A 15,041-nucleotide genomic window follows, 5' to 3' on the forward strand; every position below is an offset into this window, starting at 1 on the left:
AAGCATATGCCGCGATGGCTTGAACTCATGCACGCCAATGTGTTACATGCTGATCAACGATCTGTAAAAATTCACTAAGAGCCGGAGATTTCCACTTTTTCGTGTGATAAGCGACCTGAGTAGCCACCTGCTGTTCACTGTCATCCCAGGCTAAACGCGCCATTTTACCTTCTCGCAGCTCATTTTGTACCGTTACCAGCGGAAGCAGCGCTATACCCAATCCAGCCATGACACACTGCTTGATGGCTTCAATACTCCAAAATTCCAGGCTAGGGTCTGAAAAAATTCCGTGTTTATTCAAATACTGCTCAAAAAGGATACGGTACGTACATCCTGCCTCCGTATGCAAAATGGTTTCATCCTTCAAGTCGGCAGGCTCTACCCGGGTATAGGTAACCAGCGAATGCTTAAGTGGAGCAACCAAGGCCATCGGCTCATGAATAAGCGTGGTGACATTCAGTTCTCTATCCTCCGTCTCAGGCTGTAGCAAAAAAGCCAAATCCAGCTCACCGGAACGAATCAAATCGCGTAATTCCCAGCATTCACCGGGTTTAAGGACAATTTTAACCTTCGGATACTGTTCTCTGTACTCACGGATCAGGCTTGGTAGACGAAAAGCGGCCAGAGATTCTGGTGCTCCTATTTTCAGCGTGCCTGCCAATTCCGTTTCTGAACGAAGCGCATCCTTAGCCATAGCATGCATCTTGGAAATTTCCTGCGCATAGGGCAGCAGACGTCGTCCGGCATCCGTCAGCATGATTTTTTTGCCAATGCGATCAAAAAGCGGCGTACCCAACTCCGTCTCTAGCGCTTGAATTTGAGCAGTGATACTCGACTGTGCATAATCCAGTATACGCGCTGCTCGCGTAAAACTGCCTGCCTCAACTACATTTAAAAAGGTAAACAAATGCCGCGATTCCATAATCCGCTCCTTCAATCGGTTTTTCCGATGCAAGCAATCGTTATATTCCGTTTTTCCGATAGATTGATTATCTGATAAGCTGGAGGAAATAACAAGCGAAAGAAGGCTTTTCTGCATGACAAATGAAAATAAACTTCAATCCACCATTGGTCTTCCTCAGGCCATTGCACTCTATATCGGAGCTGTACTGGGTTCGGGGATATTGATTGTGCCTGGTCTTGCTGCCCAAATGGCGGGGCCGGCATCGCTGCTGGCATGGGGTTTTATGACCCTGCTCATCCTGCCAATGGCACTTTCCATGGGGCTTCTATCTGCCAAATTTCCGAATGCGGGAGGGGTATCGCACTTTGTCACGTTGGCCTTTTCCCCACGTGCCGGTGCTTATATCGGGTGGTTTTTTCTCATGTCGGTTCCGATTGGGGCACCTGTTGCCGCACTCACCGGAGCCGGCTATATGACCGCAGCCATGGGCTGGGGAGAGGAAAGTCGCATAATGTTAGCCGTTGCTATGCTGGCGGTGGGCCTGATCATCAACTGGATCGGCATGAAGGTCGCGGGACGTATTCAGATCGCAGTCGTCATAGCTATCGTTGCCGTCCTTATATTCGCCATTGCCGCAGCACTTCCTCAGATGAAAACAGTCCACTTCACCCCGTTTGTTCCACATGGCTGGCTCTCTATCGGTCAAGCGGCCGCGATTTTGTTTTGGTGCTTTATCGGTTGGGAGGCCGTGTCCCATATGTCAGAGGAATTCACCAATCCCCAGCGGGCGGCCGTTAGAGGTGTGACCATTGCAGCCGTCATTGTCGGTTTACTTTATTTCTTAACTGCGCTGGCTACTGTGGGCACACAAAGTTACCTTGCAGGGGATTCGGATGCTTCGCTCGTATGGGTGATTAGTCGAGCTATCGGGCCATGGGGCGCGATAATTGCAGGCTTGACGGGTATCTTTATTTGTACCGCTACTATTATTGCTTATGTTGGTGCCGCTTCACGTGTCGCTTATGCTTTATCCCGGCAAGGACAGGCCTTTCGCTGGATGGGCAGGTTATCCCAACGTTTCCATACCCCTATCGGAGGCATTGCTTTTCTTAGCGTCTGCTTCGTGATCATTATGGTTTTGTACGGTAGTGGCGCTGTTTCACTCACTAACCTGATCCAGTTCCCGAACGCCACCTTTATTCTGACCTATCTAGGAGGTTGTGCAGCAGGAATTAAGCTTCTGCGTGGTAGTCGCTGGGGCGTTTCCATTAGTTGGATATCGTTCATCTCTACGGCGATCGTTTTCCCCTTTGTCGGATGGGCTATGCTGTACCCTTGCCTGATCACCGCTGTCTTATGGATCACAGACCGAATTCGGCACAAACGGACTTTGAGTCAATCGGCTTCTACCATTACTGAACAAGAAAAAGCTACTGTCCGTCATGGATAGTAGCCTCTCAAGGCCTTTACTCTAATTTTTCACTGGAGTAGGGGCCTTGTCCTTTTTCGCAATTTTCAAATACTGATGAAGCTCATGTGTAAGCTGCAATAATGCCGAACGAATCTCAAATTCCTCCCGGGTTGCGGGAAGCTCCATTGCTTTAAATTCTTCACGAACCTGCTCCAGCAGCTTCTCGGTCTGTCCTGTATAATGTCCAGCCAAAACGTCATTGCTAAGCTGGTCGAACAGCTCGGCCAGAAGCTTGGCCTGCGGCATATGCTGATACATTTGTGCGATCAACTGCATCATGTTTTGGATCGAATCCAGCTGTTCTTTTCGCATATAAAAATACACATTCCAGCCCTCTTGGGGACGAAGCATCTGATTTTCCAAGGAACGCCCCGCCTCAGTAACCCCTTTGGCTATCACGCTGTTCGCTTCAATAACTTCCTTGCCATCCCATATGTATGCTGGACTACGCAGCGTATTGGCCATATTTCTGAATATAACAGAAAATGTCCGATCCACCTCCTGCCGAATTTGTTGCATTGTATTATCAGAACCCGGCATATAGGCTAAATTGACAATCATCGCGGAACCCAGTCCAATCACTAGCAGAGCTAGCTGGGTCAGCAGTACCTCCATATCAATCACGCCGCCGCTGAATACGCGAAAAACTACGACCGAACCGGTGACGATCCCTTCTTTAAAGCCCACCCGTACAATGACTGGAAACGCCGTTAAAATATATAATGCCAGTACCCAATCATGGAATCCGAATACCACAAACAAAACACAAGCAAAAAGAAGCCCCACGACGGATGCAAAAAATCTCGCCGAAATGGTACGGAGACTTCTCTTGCGTGTGACATCCACCCCCAAAATCGCTAAAAGCCCTGCTGAGGTGGCTCCATGAATGCCAAAACCCTCCGCAATAAGTACGGCCATTAATGCGGCAATAGCCGTTTTAATCGTACGAAAGCCCATGAAAAAATTCTGTCCTCTCTAGATGAAATCTGTTTCAGCATTTTGCATAATTCGAAATTTATGCATAATGCTCATTTTCATAAATTTTAAGTATTTTCATTTTTCATGGTACTTTATTTTCACGTTTTACACAAATGTTCAGAAATTTTATTATTAGCGATGAGGACGACCAGAAAGCAGACGATGCTCCACATACACGACCGCCTGATACATCAGTGTAGCTACGACAGCAATGATCAACAGACTGGACATAACCAGCGTGAAATTGAACACCTGAAAACCATAGATAATCAAATAGCCTAAGCCGTTTTTAGCCACCAGAAATTCACCAACAATCACACCAACCCATGCCATACCGACATTCACTTTCAGCGTAGAGACGATTGCAGGAAAGGATGCAGGTAAAATCACCTTTTGAAACGTATCACGGCGTGATCCGCCAAACGTGCGAACCACTTTGATCAGATTCGAATCGACTTCCTGAAAGCTGTTGTATACGACTAGTGTCGTAATGATGACCGTAATGGAGAGGGTTGTCATTAGGATAGCAGTAAATCCCGCCCCAAACATGACGATAAAAATTGGACCTAGCGCCACCTTAGGCATACTGTTGAACACGACCATATAGGGATCAAGGACCCTCGACAAAAACGGTGACCACCAAATAAGTACAGCCAGCAACGTACCTAACAGTGTACCGAGTAAAAACCCCGCCATCGTCTCTCCCACGGTGACACCTACATGTCCCCATAATTCACCACTGACCGCATCCTTGCCGATCTGGGTGAAAATTTTGCTCGGATAGCTGAACAGCAGTACATCAATCCACTTCAAACGGCCTGCAATTTCCCATAGCACAAACAAAAGCAGTAAAATAGCTGTCTGCACACCTGTCACTAACCATCGTTGCGAACGCCTGCTGCGTAAATACGCCTGATGTAGTCCTTGAATCCAACGTTGCTCAAGCTGATCCGCTTCGTCCTTCATACGTTAACTCACTCCTTTGCTCCCGAAGCCTCCAGTTCACCCCATATTTCATGAAAAAGCTCATTAAAACACGGCTGCTCGCGTGCATAAAAAGGCTGAGCTTTTCGGATGCAATCCGGAATCTCGAAGGTACGTCGGATATGACCCGGATTTCGACCCATCACTATAATCCGGTCACTGACCGCAATGGCCTCGGCCAAATCATGTGTGACTAAAATAGCCGTCTTCCTCCGCTCGCGCAAGGTTTCCGCAATCAGATCTTCCAGCTGTAGCTTGGTTTGATAATCCAGCGCGGAGAACGGCTCATCCAGCAGCAGCAGTCCCGGATTGGTCGCCAGCGTCCGTACCAGCGCCACGCGCTGGCGCATTCCCCCAGACAACTGGGATGGATGCAGATGCTCCTTCCCTCCCAGACCCATGCCTTCCAGTAACAGCCGTGTCCGCTCACGCGCAGCTTCATCTACTCTGTTGCCTAGTTCCAGACCCAACAATGCGTTATCCATTATCGTCCGCCACGGGAACAGATAATCCTGCTGCAACATGTAACCGACCTCTGGACTCGGACCACTTACCGGCTGACCTTGCAACATAACTTGGCCTGCCGCTGGACGCAGTAGCCCCGCGATCATGGACAGGATCGTCGTTTTGCCGCAGCCGCTTGGACCAACCAAGCTGACAAACTCCCCTGTCTCTACGGAAAAATCAATATTCTCAACCGCCAGCGAAGCTTCACGATCCGTTACATAGACATGCGTTACTTGCTTCAGTCTCACCATCGGGATGGTCGCGTCCAAAGTTAGGCTACTCCGTTCCTCCATCATGACGAACCTCCAGCCCCGACACCTGCATCCGTAGATTCAGTTGTGCTCTTTTTCACAGGCGGTTCAGTATTCCCGGTAGAGCTTGACGAAATCGCTTGTTGTGCAAAGCTTGGGTTCACTAACTTATCTAGTGCAACCGGACTTTTAAGCTCCCCTGCCGAGGTCATGACATCCTGTAAGTTCTTCCATTCCTTTTCCTCAATCATCGGGTTCAAAGCATAGGTACTCTGTTCCTTATATCGCTTGATACTACTCGTTAAAACAGCTAAATCTGTATCTTTAAAATAGGACGTGATTGCTTCGGCAATCTGTTCAGGTGAATGCGTAGCAATCCACTGTTGTGCCCGATATACAGCATTTGTAAATTTCTGTGCAGCCTCGCTATTTGTGTTCAGGTAGCTTTGCTTAGCCATATATACCGTATACGGCAACTCGCCGCTCTCCACACCGATAGAGGCAACAACCCGCCCACGACCTTCCTTTTCAAAAATAGATGCCTGCGGCTCAAACAGCTGCACATAATCCCCTGTACCGGAGCCGAAAGCAGAGGCAACATTAGCAAAATCAATATTTTGAATCAGCTTCAGATCCTTGTGAGGATCAATGCTGTGTTTGCGAAGCGTAAATTCAAGTGACATTTGCGGCATTCCGCCCTTGCGTTGGCCTAAAAAATTTTGCCCTTTCAGCTTTTCCCATTCAAAGCTATCCTGCGTTTGACGGGCAAACAAAAAGGTTCCATCCTTCTGTGTCAGTTGGGCAAAATTAATGATAGGGTCCTCTGCTCCTTGCTGATACACATAAATAGATGTTTCCGCGCCGATCAGCGCGATATCCGCCTGATTGGACAACAACGCCGTCATCGCCTTGTCACCCCCGGGAATCGTTGCCAGCTGGACATCCAGTCCCTCCTGAGCAAACATCCCCTGGCTCAAGGCTACATACTGCGGCGCATAAAAGACCGTACGGGCTACCTCGCCTAGTCTGATCTCAATCGTCTGCTCCCCTCCTTTGGGGGTGCACCCACTGAGCAACAGTAATCCGAGTAGTGCCGCAGCCACCACAGCTTTGAAACGAGCGCCGTTTTTCATCCTTATTCCCTCCCCACCTTTTTACATCGGTTGACTTCATATATTGTTATGCCGTTGTCGATATATTGGTTAATTGCAAAAAAAAAACCCACGTTCGCCCGGGAACGCGGGGTAGATGCTATATGATTCACAGCTTGTATATGGAGGTATATTTCTCTTCCAGATAGTCGGCGAGATAATCCGGGTTCAGATCCTCACCTGTAATGACTACAATCAACTCGGACGGCGTCCGACTCTTGCCGTAACGGTAAATACGTTCGGTCAGCCATTGCTTGATCGGCTCAAGCTCTCCAGCAGCAATTAATTCATCTAGATTTGGCAACTCTTTACGTAATGTCGCCAAAATTTGCGCTGCATACATATTGCCAAGCGAGTAGGAAGCAAAATAACCAAAATCACCGCCGGACCAGTGAACGTCTTGAAGTACGCCCAGTCCGTCATTCGGTGGAACAAGTCCCAAGTATTCCTTATATTTCGCATTCCACACCTCGGGGAGACGCTTCACATCCAGCTTTTCATTAAACAGCATTTTTTCAATTTCATAACGGATAATGATATGTAAATTATATGTTAGCTCATCCGCTTCAATACGAATCAGTGAATTTTCCACACGGTTGACTGCCCGGTAGAATTGCTCTGCCGTAACCTTTGCCAAACGATCAGGAAAATGCTTTTGCAAATCATCGTAATACCGATCCCAGAAAGCACGACTGCGTCCGATTTTATTCTCCCACAAGCGGGACTGGGATTCATGAATCCCCATAGAGGTTCCTCCAGACAGTAGTGATCCTGCCAGCTCTGGAGCAATATTTTGTTCGTACAGCGCATGACCTCCTTCATGCAACGAACTGAAAATAGCACTGGTTACATCATCTTGCAGATAATGAGTTGTTATACGCACATCACCTGGATTTAATCCTGTTGCGAAAGGATGTACACTCTCATCCAAACGACCTGCGTCAAAGTCATACCCCATCTGTCCTAAAATGAATAGGCTGAACTTCTCCTGCTGCTTCACATCAAACACACCATCTAAAAAGCTCTTATCCGGCTGGTTCGATGAAGCCTGAATTTTAGACAATAGGGGCACAAGGCGCTTCTTGAGACGATCAAACACAGCATCCAGCTTTTCAACCGTCATCCCCGGCTCATATTGATCCAAAAGCGTGTCATACTCTGTATCCTTAACACCCCAGTAGCCGATAAACTCACGCTTCATGTCTACGATTTTAGACAAGTACGGTTCAAATCCGGCAAAATCGCTATGTTCCTTTGCGTCCTCCCACTTGCTCTCTGCCTGTGCTGCAAGAATGCTATAATCCCGGTATCGGTCTGCCGGAACCGAACGATTCAGTTCATAATTTTTACGGCATTCCTCCACCAATCTGCGATCATTGTCCTCCAGTTGCTTCAGCTTGTCTTCTACGGCAAAAAATTGCAGCAATTGTCCCATTTCATCCGAGATCATCAGCTTGAACATTTCAGTGGACAGCATACCCAACGTCTCCGACCGAATATCAACGCCCTTGCGCGGAGCGCCAGTCCGTAAATCCCAGTGCAGCAGACCTACTGCTTCGCCATAACTACTAATTTTGTGTGCAAGCTCCTTTAAAGCCGTCAATTGATCCAACGTCTGTTGCGTCATATTTGAGGTCACCTCTCTAACTTAAAATGGTTAAAACTTTACAATACCTATACTTGATGATACTTATATTAAAAAGTATAATCAACACACAACATGTACGACCAGCTCCTAAGACCTAAAACAAACGTTGGACTGTACATATCAAACTTTATTAGAATCTGGAGGGAACAATCGTGGATCACATCAAAGAAATTTTAGAGTACAATCGTGTTTTCGTAGAAAACAAAGAATACGAGGCCTATAGAACGGGCAAGTTCCCCAATAAAAAAATGGTCATTATCACCTGTATGGATACACGGCTAACGGAATTACTCCCAAAAGCTATGAACCTGCGCAACGGTGATGTGAAAATCATCAAAAATGCGGGTGCGATTATTTCACAGCCCTTTGGAAGCGTAATGCGCAGTGTGCTAGTCGCCCTGTATGAGCTGGGAGCAGACGAAGTCGTCGTCGTAGGCCATTATGAATGCGGTATGGCTGCATTAAATGCAGACCACATGGTCAATGAAATGCTCGATCGCGGAATTTCTCAGGAAGTGCTGAACACATTAGAAAATTCAGGCATTAAGCTAAATAAATGGTTAAAAGGTTTTGATAACATTGAAGAAGGGGTAAGAACTACCGTGAAGCTTATTAAGAATCACCCGCTTCTCCCCCCTAATGCCCCCGTTCACGGCATGGTTATTCATCCAGATACAGGAGCGTTAACGCTTGTCGTTGACGGGAATGAACAGTAAACAGGATACGCTTCGGTAGAAAGTTACCAGGGTAGTTTAAGCTCGTAAGTGCGAGCCTAAACTACCCTTTTTTATGAAAAAAAGCGCATATACGTGGAGAATGACAGGAGCCAATTTTGGCTAACCTGTGAACGACCTGTCTGAAAGTTGTCAAACCATACAGTTTCAGTGTACACTTTTCATGAAGCAGCAGAATACCTGCCGCAGTGCTGTTACAACCGTTACTATGATGGATGAAGGAGATAAGATCTATGAATTTACTATCGTATGGTCTGTTGGGGCTTCTCGCAAGAGAGGAATCCTCCGGCTATGATCTGATGTTGCGTATTCAGCCTTTTTGGCAGGCTAAGCACAGTCAGATCTATCCGCTACTGGCCCGTATGGAGAGCAAGGAACTGCTAGCCTCTCGTTGGATTCAGCAGTCCGACAAGCCTGATAAGAAAATGTATACCATTACCGACAAGGGAATCCATATGCTTCAGCAATGGTCCCAGGAAGCGTTAGCTGCTCCGGTTACACGGGATGAATTAAGTCTTCGACTGTTCTGTCTCTGGTTGACGGACAAAAGTAGTGCCAATCGTATGCTGGAGGAACGCAAACGTCATTTTATTCAGAAAATCCAGCATCTTGAGGATATTCTGAACGACATTCCCGCAGAGAATTTACATTTTGGCAGTAAGAACTTTGGTGACTATATTTTAGTACAAAAAGGACTTTTGAATGCTAAAGCAGGTCTGGAATGGTGCCAATTGGTTCTGCGCATGCTGCTTGCCGGTGATGTCAGTACGGATACTAATCCGTTTTTACTTAAGCCGCAAAGCTGAATGCTTTTACCAATCCATGCATAGGATTTATGGGACGTTATTATTTAATTTTTAAAAATTAAAATTCTTTGAAACCCTTTTCCATGCCATTCGTATTACTGGTTAGCGGTTGTTTGACCTATAAAAAAATTTACTAAGGGGGATATATTTACATGAAAAAAACATTCACTTTGAAAAATATGATGATGCTGATGATGGCTTTTACCCTACTCATTGCTATGATCGCACCATCTACAGCTGATGCAAGGCGAGGCGGCGGGTTTAAATCCGGGCCTAAATCATACCAATCTACACCAAGCAAGGCAAATGACAGCAGTGGCGTCAATAAGTCAGATAGCGGAACCAAGTCAGGAGCAACTGCTGGGAATACAAACAGAACTGGTGGATTCCTTGGCGGTGGCGGCGGATTCCTGAAAGGTATGATGCTGGGCGGTTTGGCAGGTATGCTCTTCGGCGGATTGTTCGGCAACATGGGCGCATTGGGTAGCTTGCTTGGTCTGGCCGTTAATGTTCTCGCCATTTACGTCCTGATCATGGCCGGAGTAGGTATCTACCGTGCTATTAAAAATCGTCGAAGACCAGATGATTCCCGCGGAGGACGTTACTAAGCTATGATTTTGAGTATGGATGAGATTGTCAACGCTATTTGCTTGCATATGGCTGAACGCAAAGGTGTCCAGCCCACTGATGTAACAGTAGAATTAAGCTGGGAGGAGGATACAGGTTATTCCGCAGAAGTTCATGTACAGGGCCGCAGTCAATATCTGGTGGAAGCCAACATGATTGAAGCAATTCTGAGATACCTGTATTCCGAATACAATATTCGTGCCTATCGCGAACAAATCAGATTGGATCTGGATGAAGAAATTACTGCTATTGTCCAAACTTGATTATTTCGCATAAGATCGTCGCACAAACTTATTATAAAACAGAAAAACCGACCCTTGCTTGATGGCAAGGGTCGGTTTTTTTGCTCGTTTTCTAATAGATCATTAAGGTTGCTATAGCATTACATTTAGACGCGGACGTTCCTTGCTATATGGATTCATTTGCTCTATGAATAGCCTGTCTGCTAAATGATGGAGCCGGAGATAGCTGTACCTGCGGCACCCTTTCGAGTAAGCCACTACCGTACATTTCCCGAAACGGCTGCTCCTCCATATGAATATAGCCGATATAGCAGCCGCATTCTTTCATCCGGCACGGACGTTTGCCACTCAGACCCTCAAGACCATCCCTGTATAAGTGTCCTAGCACCCGTCGATCCTGATAGCAGTGTTTTACTCTTCCGTCACCCTGGACATAAAATACATCTTCACCAGCGCGACATGCCCGCCCCTGACTGCTATAATCCTTTAAATTCCATTGAAAATAGGGATCTATCGTAGTTAATTCAGCAACCTCAACATCTGTATAATAATGTGGTCGATCCTTGTAGGCGTTGATCCACAAATAAACATCCCTTGGAAGTTGCGATCGCAAGGAACGAATAGCCGGAAATGCCTGTCTTAACCCGACGGTACCGACACTATAGGAAATGCCAAGTTCATATAGCTTCATAGCCTGCGATATAAAAACTTGCTCTTTCGTCTCTCCAGGGTGATATGTAGCCCACAGCGCAGCAGTCTCCGGGTTCAGTTCTTGCGTCCAATCCAGCTTAGTCGATAGATTCGTCTGTACCGCCACTTTTTCCACATGCGCCATGTGGGAAAACTCAATCATGGTCTTGCGATACCAGGAATGAATCAAGGCTTCTCCATACGGATTAAAAAAAATAGAGAGACGATGCCCCAGAGCGCCCTGTTCTCGTACCCAATCGGCAAAACGTTCCAACTGGGCCCGATCCTTGTTCAACGTTTCCCGACTATCAACGTTTTTACTGAACGGACAGTATGGGCAGGCATAGTTGCACGAGGTCAACGAACCACGATAATATAAGGTCGCTCTCATGCGCCTACATATCCTTCCATGCGCTCACGTACTGATGTGGAGATCATCCAGTCCCCAATCGCATCGGAATAGGCCATTCCTCCCTCTGTAAGTCGCAGCCTACCCTCCTCGACGACAGCCATACCGGATTCCAGCAGCAATGACATTCCCGTAAAATCGTCCGACAGGGATACATCGAAGCGCTCTGCATAGGCCGATAGCTCCAAACCTTCCCGATGAAGAAGCGCCTTTAAGATAAAGCGTCGCTTACTCTCATCCACATTTAAAATAAAGCCGTAGTCAGCCAGATCATGACGTTCCGCAGCAACATAATCTTCGATAATACTACGCGTAGCTGCTGAACTAACACCGTACCGGCTGGCATAGTGAACATTACGTGTATAGGATCGCGCACCACATCCCAGACCAGCCATACCTTCCTCCTGACAACTGTAGGGCAAAAGCTCTTTGCTGGATAAACCATCATTTTTTGCAAAACGGCGCATGGAATATTGTACATATCCTGCCCGTTTGAGCCGTTCGCGCGCCACTTCATACAAGCTAAGGCGAATATCATGTTCCAGCCCGGTATAGCCTGGCTTTAAAATCGTATTTTCTCGAATATATAGCGGATAAAGAAAAATCTCCCCTGGCAAGTAAGACAGTGCTTCCTCTAAAGAATACAGCCAGGTTTCCACTGTTTGACCAGGCAGGCCATAGATCAGATCCACGTTCAGCAAAGGAAAGTTGTATTCCACCAGCCGCTCAAGTGCTTCTCTAACAAGTTTGGGCTTCTGAGGTCGGTAAATGGCGGCACTTTCTGATTCCACAAAGCTCTGAATTCCCATGCTGACACGATCTGTCCCGCGGCGCTTGAGCACCTCCAACCTATCCTCAGTCACAGTATCGGGAGAGGTTTCCACCGAAATAGAAGCTCGTTTAGGGTCCAGTCCCATTATATTTTCCGCAATGTCAAACAAGCGCTCCACCAAAGGAGCCTCCAGTAAGGTCGGTGTACCGCCGCCAATCGCAAAACGTGAAAAAGGCCGACGGCCCATAATGGGTGCCCATTGCTTGGCTTGTCTTTCTAGCGCATCCACATACTCCTTATGTACATCGAGACGCTTGTCCGGCAAAGTGAAGAGGTTACAAAATCCACAGCGAGCCGCGCAAAACGGAATATGCATATACAAAAAATAGCTTTCTAACTCCTCCTTCTCCCACAGCTCCTGCAATGAGAGCGGTGTATCAAACGAACGATAGGCCGTTTTATGCGGGTAAGAGTACAGATAGGAGCGGTAGGGAGCTTCACGGATCGTGCGTGCCCATTCAGCAGGAGTTTCAGGCCACTGAAACCTAGAGGGTACTAAGTTTGTGTCTATCTCCGGGGCTACCTCACCCGTTGGATGTGAGTGATTCAGATTCATGGCTTTCATTTCTGCTCCTTCCTCGCGCTGGATTGATTTCTTGATATTTTACTAGTGCAATCTATATTTCTATTTGCTTTATAATATAAATTCGCGGTAAGGCACATTCCAGACTACCTCATGAGCCAGACGATGTCCTTCATAGCCGTCTTCCCCATAAGCTGTACCATGATCGGAAAAAACCATGCAAAACGTCTTGCCCCGATTTCGTAAAGCATCAAACAAACGTCCAAGTTCACCATCCACATACCGCAAGGCTGCTCGTTGAGACTCCACTGAATCTTTAGCTGAGCCCTTCACAAAATAATGATTAGGCCCATGGATCGCTGATACATTCAGAAACAAAAACAAGCGCTGCGACGGGTCTGTATTCCCCAACAGTTTCAGAGCATGATTCACCTGATGCTCCGTCGAACGGGGGTTGGTAACGCCAAAGTTCATACGCCAGTAGCTTTCTTGGAAATACCCTGGCAGCACTTTGGCAAGCTTATTTTTCTTCGTGAAAAAAATAACGCCGCCGATACAGATGGTCCGATAACCTTCACCCTCTAGCCCGGACACAATATCCGGGGCATCGAACAGCCAGGTATGTGGATGCGTATGCAGTCCCGTATCCTTTGTGTGAAACAGACGGATATGTGAAGTCTTATCCGTATTCGCTGGAGTCGGCAAAAATCCGCCAAAAAAGGCATGATGTGCAGCATAGGTAAAGCTACCCGGTGTATGACGCTTTTCCCACGACCCGGAGCCGCACAAATTCGGACAGTTCTCTTCCTCCAGCTTTGCTACATCATAACGCAGAGTATCAAGCGTAATCATGACAATATCATGAGAGCCGACAATTTGGTTCATATCAATCATATCTGTCTTTCCTTTCCGTACCCACGCTCCTATTAGCGAGGTGCTGCATTTCCCATTCATACGGATTCCAACCCTGATGCTCAACCCGGTACAGCAAATCACCGAACGGATTAACATCCAATACATAGGGACGACCGCCATGAGCCGGAACCAGCACATCCAGTCCAGCAACCATGGAGGCTGGAAAAACACTCATAGCGGCTTTCGCCGTAAGCTGGATCGATTCCACCGTATTCTGTGGTAATCCGGCTTCCTTCAGCGAGAGCCGCTCATTACGCAAATGCAAATTCGTAATGGGGCTGTGGCTCAAACGTAAAACCGCATGGCAAGCTTCTGATCCGCACACGAGTTGGCGCACATCATAAACACGCCCGTTCAGGGTCGCTTTGGGAATCCAGCGCTCTACATGTACCCCTTCCAGGCATAGCCAGTTAAGGATAGCATGAATGTCCTGCTTATCCGTATAACGACGCAGTCGTCCGGCATTATAATACACGCGCTGTCCGCGTATGATTTCCGTTCCAATCGTGGTCACCGCCAGTTCCGCGTGTGTATGGGGATGTACCTGATAGGCCATGACACCAGAAGCACCAGACCCACAAAATATTTTCACAAATACGCGGTGAAACCCGCTCTCCTTTATTGCCGCGTGCAGATCGACAACATCATGAAATGCACCACCTGAAGATGCAAGCACTGGCGGGACTCTTATATCTGCCTTGCTTAAATCGGCGCTACAACGCCGTTTGTCGAACATCACGGCCACTTCCGCCGGATCGTTCATCCAGTATGACGAGGGCCAGAGCAGAGCCACTTCATCCCGCAGCCAGGCCAGCAGACGGCAATAGCCCCGGAACCATTGTGCCGGGTGCCAAATACGACCGTGCTGCTCCTGCAGACGTCGCGCTTCTGCCGCCGATATACTTGTGCCTTGTGTCCATTCGGGCCATGGCAACAGAGAATCGTCTCCCTCACCATCCGAGGCGCCCAGAGCAATCAACTCACGCTCTACCTCAAAGCTTTCGCCCGGTGCATCCAGACGAAGCATCGGACCACTGTTCATCTGCCCCTCCAGTAACTGATCAATGCTCTCTTGCACAAAGGAACTGCCATTCACGCTATCATGCGTAGCTCGCGCGGCTATTCGCGCCATCAGCTCGCTCAGACCTTGTTTCTGCCGAATAGCTTCCAGCACATTCTTATAGGAGACCTCCAGAGCGGGTGGGAGCATTAATCTGCTTCGCGCCTCCTGTAGTCCGGTAGTTCGACGATTCCCCGGATTACCGAACAAGATAAACGGCTCGCTGACATTACAGTCTGACATTCTAACCATAGAGCCGCCTCACTTTAGATCATTTTAATTTTGAAAACAGTCCGTTTTAGTCCATTT

Annotated in this window: 15 protein-coding genes; 5 read left to right on the forward strand and 10 right to left on the reverse strand. The window is 47.6% G+C overall.

The window, feature by feature from the left end; genetic code table 11:
• Positions 1 to 25 precede the first annotated feature (25 nt).
• Positions 26 to 922, reverse strand: a complete 897-nt coding sequence (locus MHI21_RS14445; protein WP_342418414.1) for a LysR family transcriptional regulator — start codon at positions 920 to 922, stop codon at positions 26 to 28.
• A 115-nt stretch (positions 923 to 1,037) separates the two neighbouring features.
• On the opposite strand from MHI21_RS14445, the gene MHI21_RS14450 reads away from it, so the two are divergent.
• The gene (locus MHI21_RS14450) at positions 1,038 to 2,354 is read left to right on the forward strand and encodes an amino acid permease (RefSeq protein ID WP_342418415.1); all 1,317 of its coding nucleotides are present in this window, start codon (positions 1,038 to 1,040) and stop codon (positions 2,352 to 2,354) included.
• 21 nt (positions 2,355 to 2,375) lie between these two features.
• On the opposite strand, the gene MHI21_RS14455 is transcribed toward MHI21_RS14450, so the two are convergent.
• The 5 genes from MHI21_RS14455 to MHI21_RS14475 form a co-directional block, all read right to left on the reverse strand.
• Positions 2,376 to 3,332 carry an aromatic acid exporter family protein gene (locus tag MHI21_RS14455; protein WP_023989050.1) on the reverse strand — a complete coding sequence of 319 codons (957 nt, stop codon included), beginning with the start codon at positions 3,330 to 3,332 and terminating at the stop codon, positions 2,376 to 2,378.
• A gap of 153 nt (positions 3,333 to 3,485) precedes the next feature.
• A complete protein-coding gene (locus MHI21_RS14460) occupies positions 3,486 to 4,319 on the reverse strand; it encodes an ABC transporter permease (protein ID WP_013310592.1) in 834 nt (277 codons plus the stop codon).
• A gap of 8 nt (positions 4,320 to 4,327) precedes the next feature.
• Positions 4,328 to 5,140 carry an ABC transporter ATP-binding protein gene (locus tag MHI21_RS14465; protein ID WP_342418416.1) on the reverse strand — a complete coding sequence of 271 codons (813 nt, stop codon included), beginning with the start codon at positions 5,138 to 5,140 and terminating at the stop codon, positions 4,328 to 4,330.
• Positions 5,137 to 6,228 (reverse strand): ABC transporter substrate-binding protein, encoded by a 1,092-nt coding sequence (locus MHI21_RS14470; protein WP_165177094.1) that lies wholly within the window; start codon positions 6,226 to 6,228, stop codon positions 5,137 to 5,139. Before MHI21_RS14470 ends, MHI21_RS14465 begins: the two co-directional genes overlap by 4 nt.
• Before the next feature lie 127 nt (positions 6,229 to 6,355).
• A complete protein-coding gene (locus MHI21_RS14475; RefSeq protein ID WP_342418417.1) occupies positions 6,356 to 7,873 on the reverse strand; it encodes a carboxypeptidase M32 in 1,518 nt (505 codons plus the stop codon).
• A gap of 173 nt (positions 7,874 to 8,046) precedes the next feature.
• On the opposite strand from MHI21_RS14475, the gene MHI21_RS14480 reads away from it, so the two are divergent.
• The 4 genes from MHI21_RS14480 (at position 8,047) to MHI21_RS14495 (ending at position 10,324) form a co-directional block, all read left to right on the forward strand.
• Positions 8,047 to 8,610: a carbonic anhydrase gene (locus MHI21_RS14480; RefSeq protein WP_061831592.1), complete on the forward strand. Its 564-nt coding sequence runs from the start codon at positions 8,047 to 8,049 to the stop codon at positions 8,608 to 8,610.
• Between the two features lie 251 nt (positions 8,611 to 8,861).
• Positions 8,862 to 9,434, forward strand: a complete 573-nt coding sequence (locus tag MHI21_RS14485; protein WP_322159886.1) for a PadR family transcriptional regulator — start codon at positions 8,862 to 8,864, stop codon at positions 9,432 to 9,434.
• A gap of 152 nt (positions 9,435 to 9,586) precedes the next feature.
• Positions 9,587 to 10,042: a hypothetical protein gene (locus MHI21_RS14490; protein ID WP_061831590.1), complete on the forward strand. Its 456-nt coding sequence runs from the start codon at positions 9,587 to 9,589 to the stop codon at positions 10,040 to 10,042.
• A 3-nt stretch (positions 10,043 to 10,045) separates the two neighbouring features.
• Positions 10,046 to 10,324: a YxcD family protein gene (locus MHI21_RS14495; RefSeq protein ID WP_013310599.1), complete on the forward strand. Its 279-nt coding sequence runs from the start codon at positions 10,046 to 10,048 to the stop codon at positions 10,322 to 10,324.
• Positions 10,325 to 10,469: 145 nt separating this feature from the next.
• Here MHI21_RS14495 and MHI21_RS14500 read toward each other — a convergent pair whose 3' ends face one another.
• From MHI21_RS14500 to MHI21_RS14515, 4 genes are all read right to left on the reverse strand, one after another.
• Positions 10,470 to 11,384: an STM4011 family radical SAM protein gene (locus tag MHI21_RS14500; RefSeq protein ID WP_250268675.1), complete on the reverse strand. Its 915-nt coding sequence runs from the start codon at positions 11,382 to 11,384 to the stop codon at positions 10,470 to 10,472.
• A complete protein-coding gene (locus MHI21_RS14505; RefSeq protein WP_342418418.1) occupies positions 11,381 to 12,799 on the reverse strand; it encodes an STM4012 family radical SAM protein in 1,419 nt (472 codons plus the stop codon). The genes MHI21_RS14500 and MHI21_RS14505 overlap by 4 nt, the downstream gene beginning before the upstream one ends.
• A gap of 69 nt (positions 12,800 to 12,868) precedes the next feature.
• On the reverse strand, positions 12,869 to 13,651 hold the full coding sequence (locus MHI21_RS14510) for an STM4013/SEN3800 family hydrolase (protein ID WP_342418419.1): 783 nt from the start codon (positions 13,649 to 13,651) through the stop codon (positions 12,869 to 12,871).
• Entirely contained in the window at positions 13,644 to 14,984 is a 1,341-nt protein-coding gene (locus MHI21_RS14515) for an STM4014 family protein (RefSeq protein WP_342418420.1), read from the reverse strand. Before MHI21_RS14515 ends, MHI21_RS14510 begins: the two co-directional genes overlap by 8 nt.
• Positions 14,985 to 15,041: the final 57 nt, after the last annotated feature.

The sequence above is a fragment of the Paenibacillus sp. FSL H8-0168 genome, assembly GCF_038592955.1.
GTDB classification, from domain to species: domain Bacteria; phylum Bacillota; class Bacilli; order Paenibacillales; family Paenibacillaceae; genus Paenibacillus; species Paenibacillus polymyxa_B.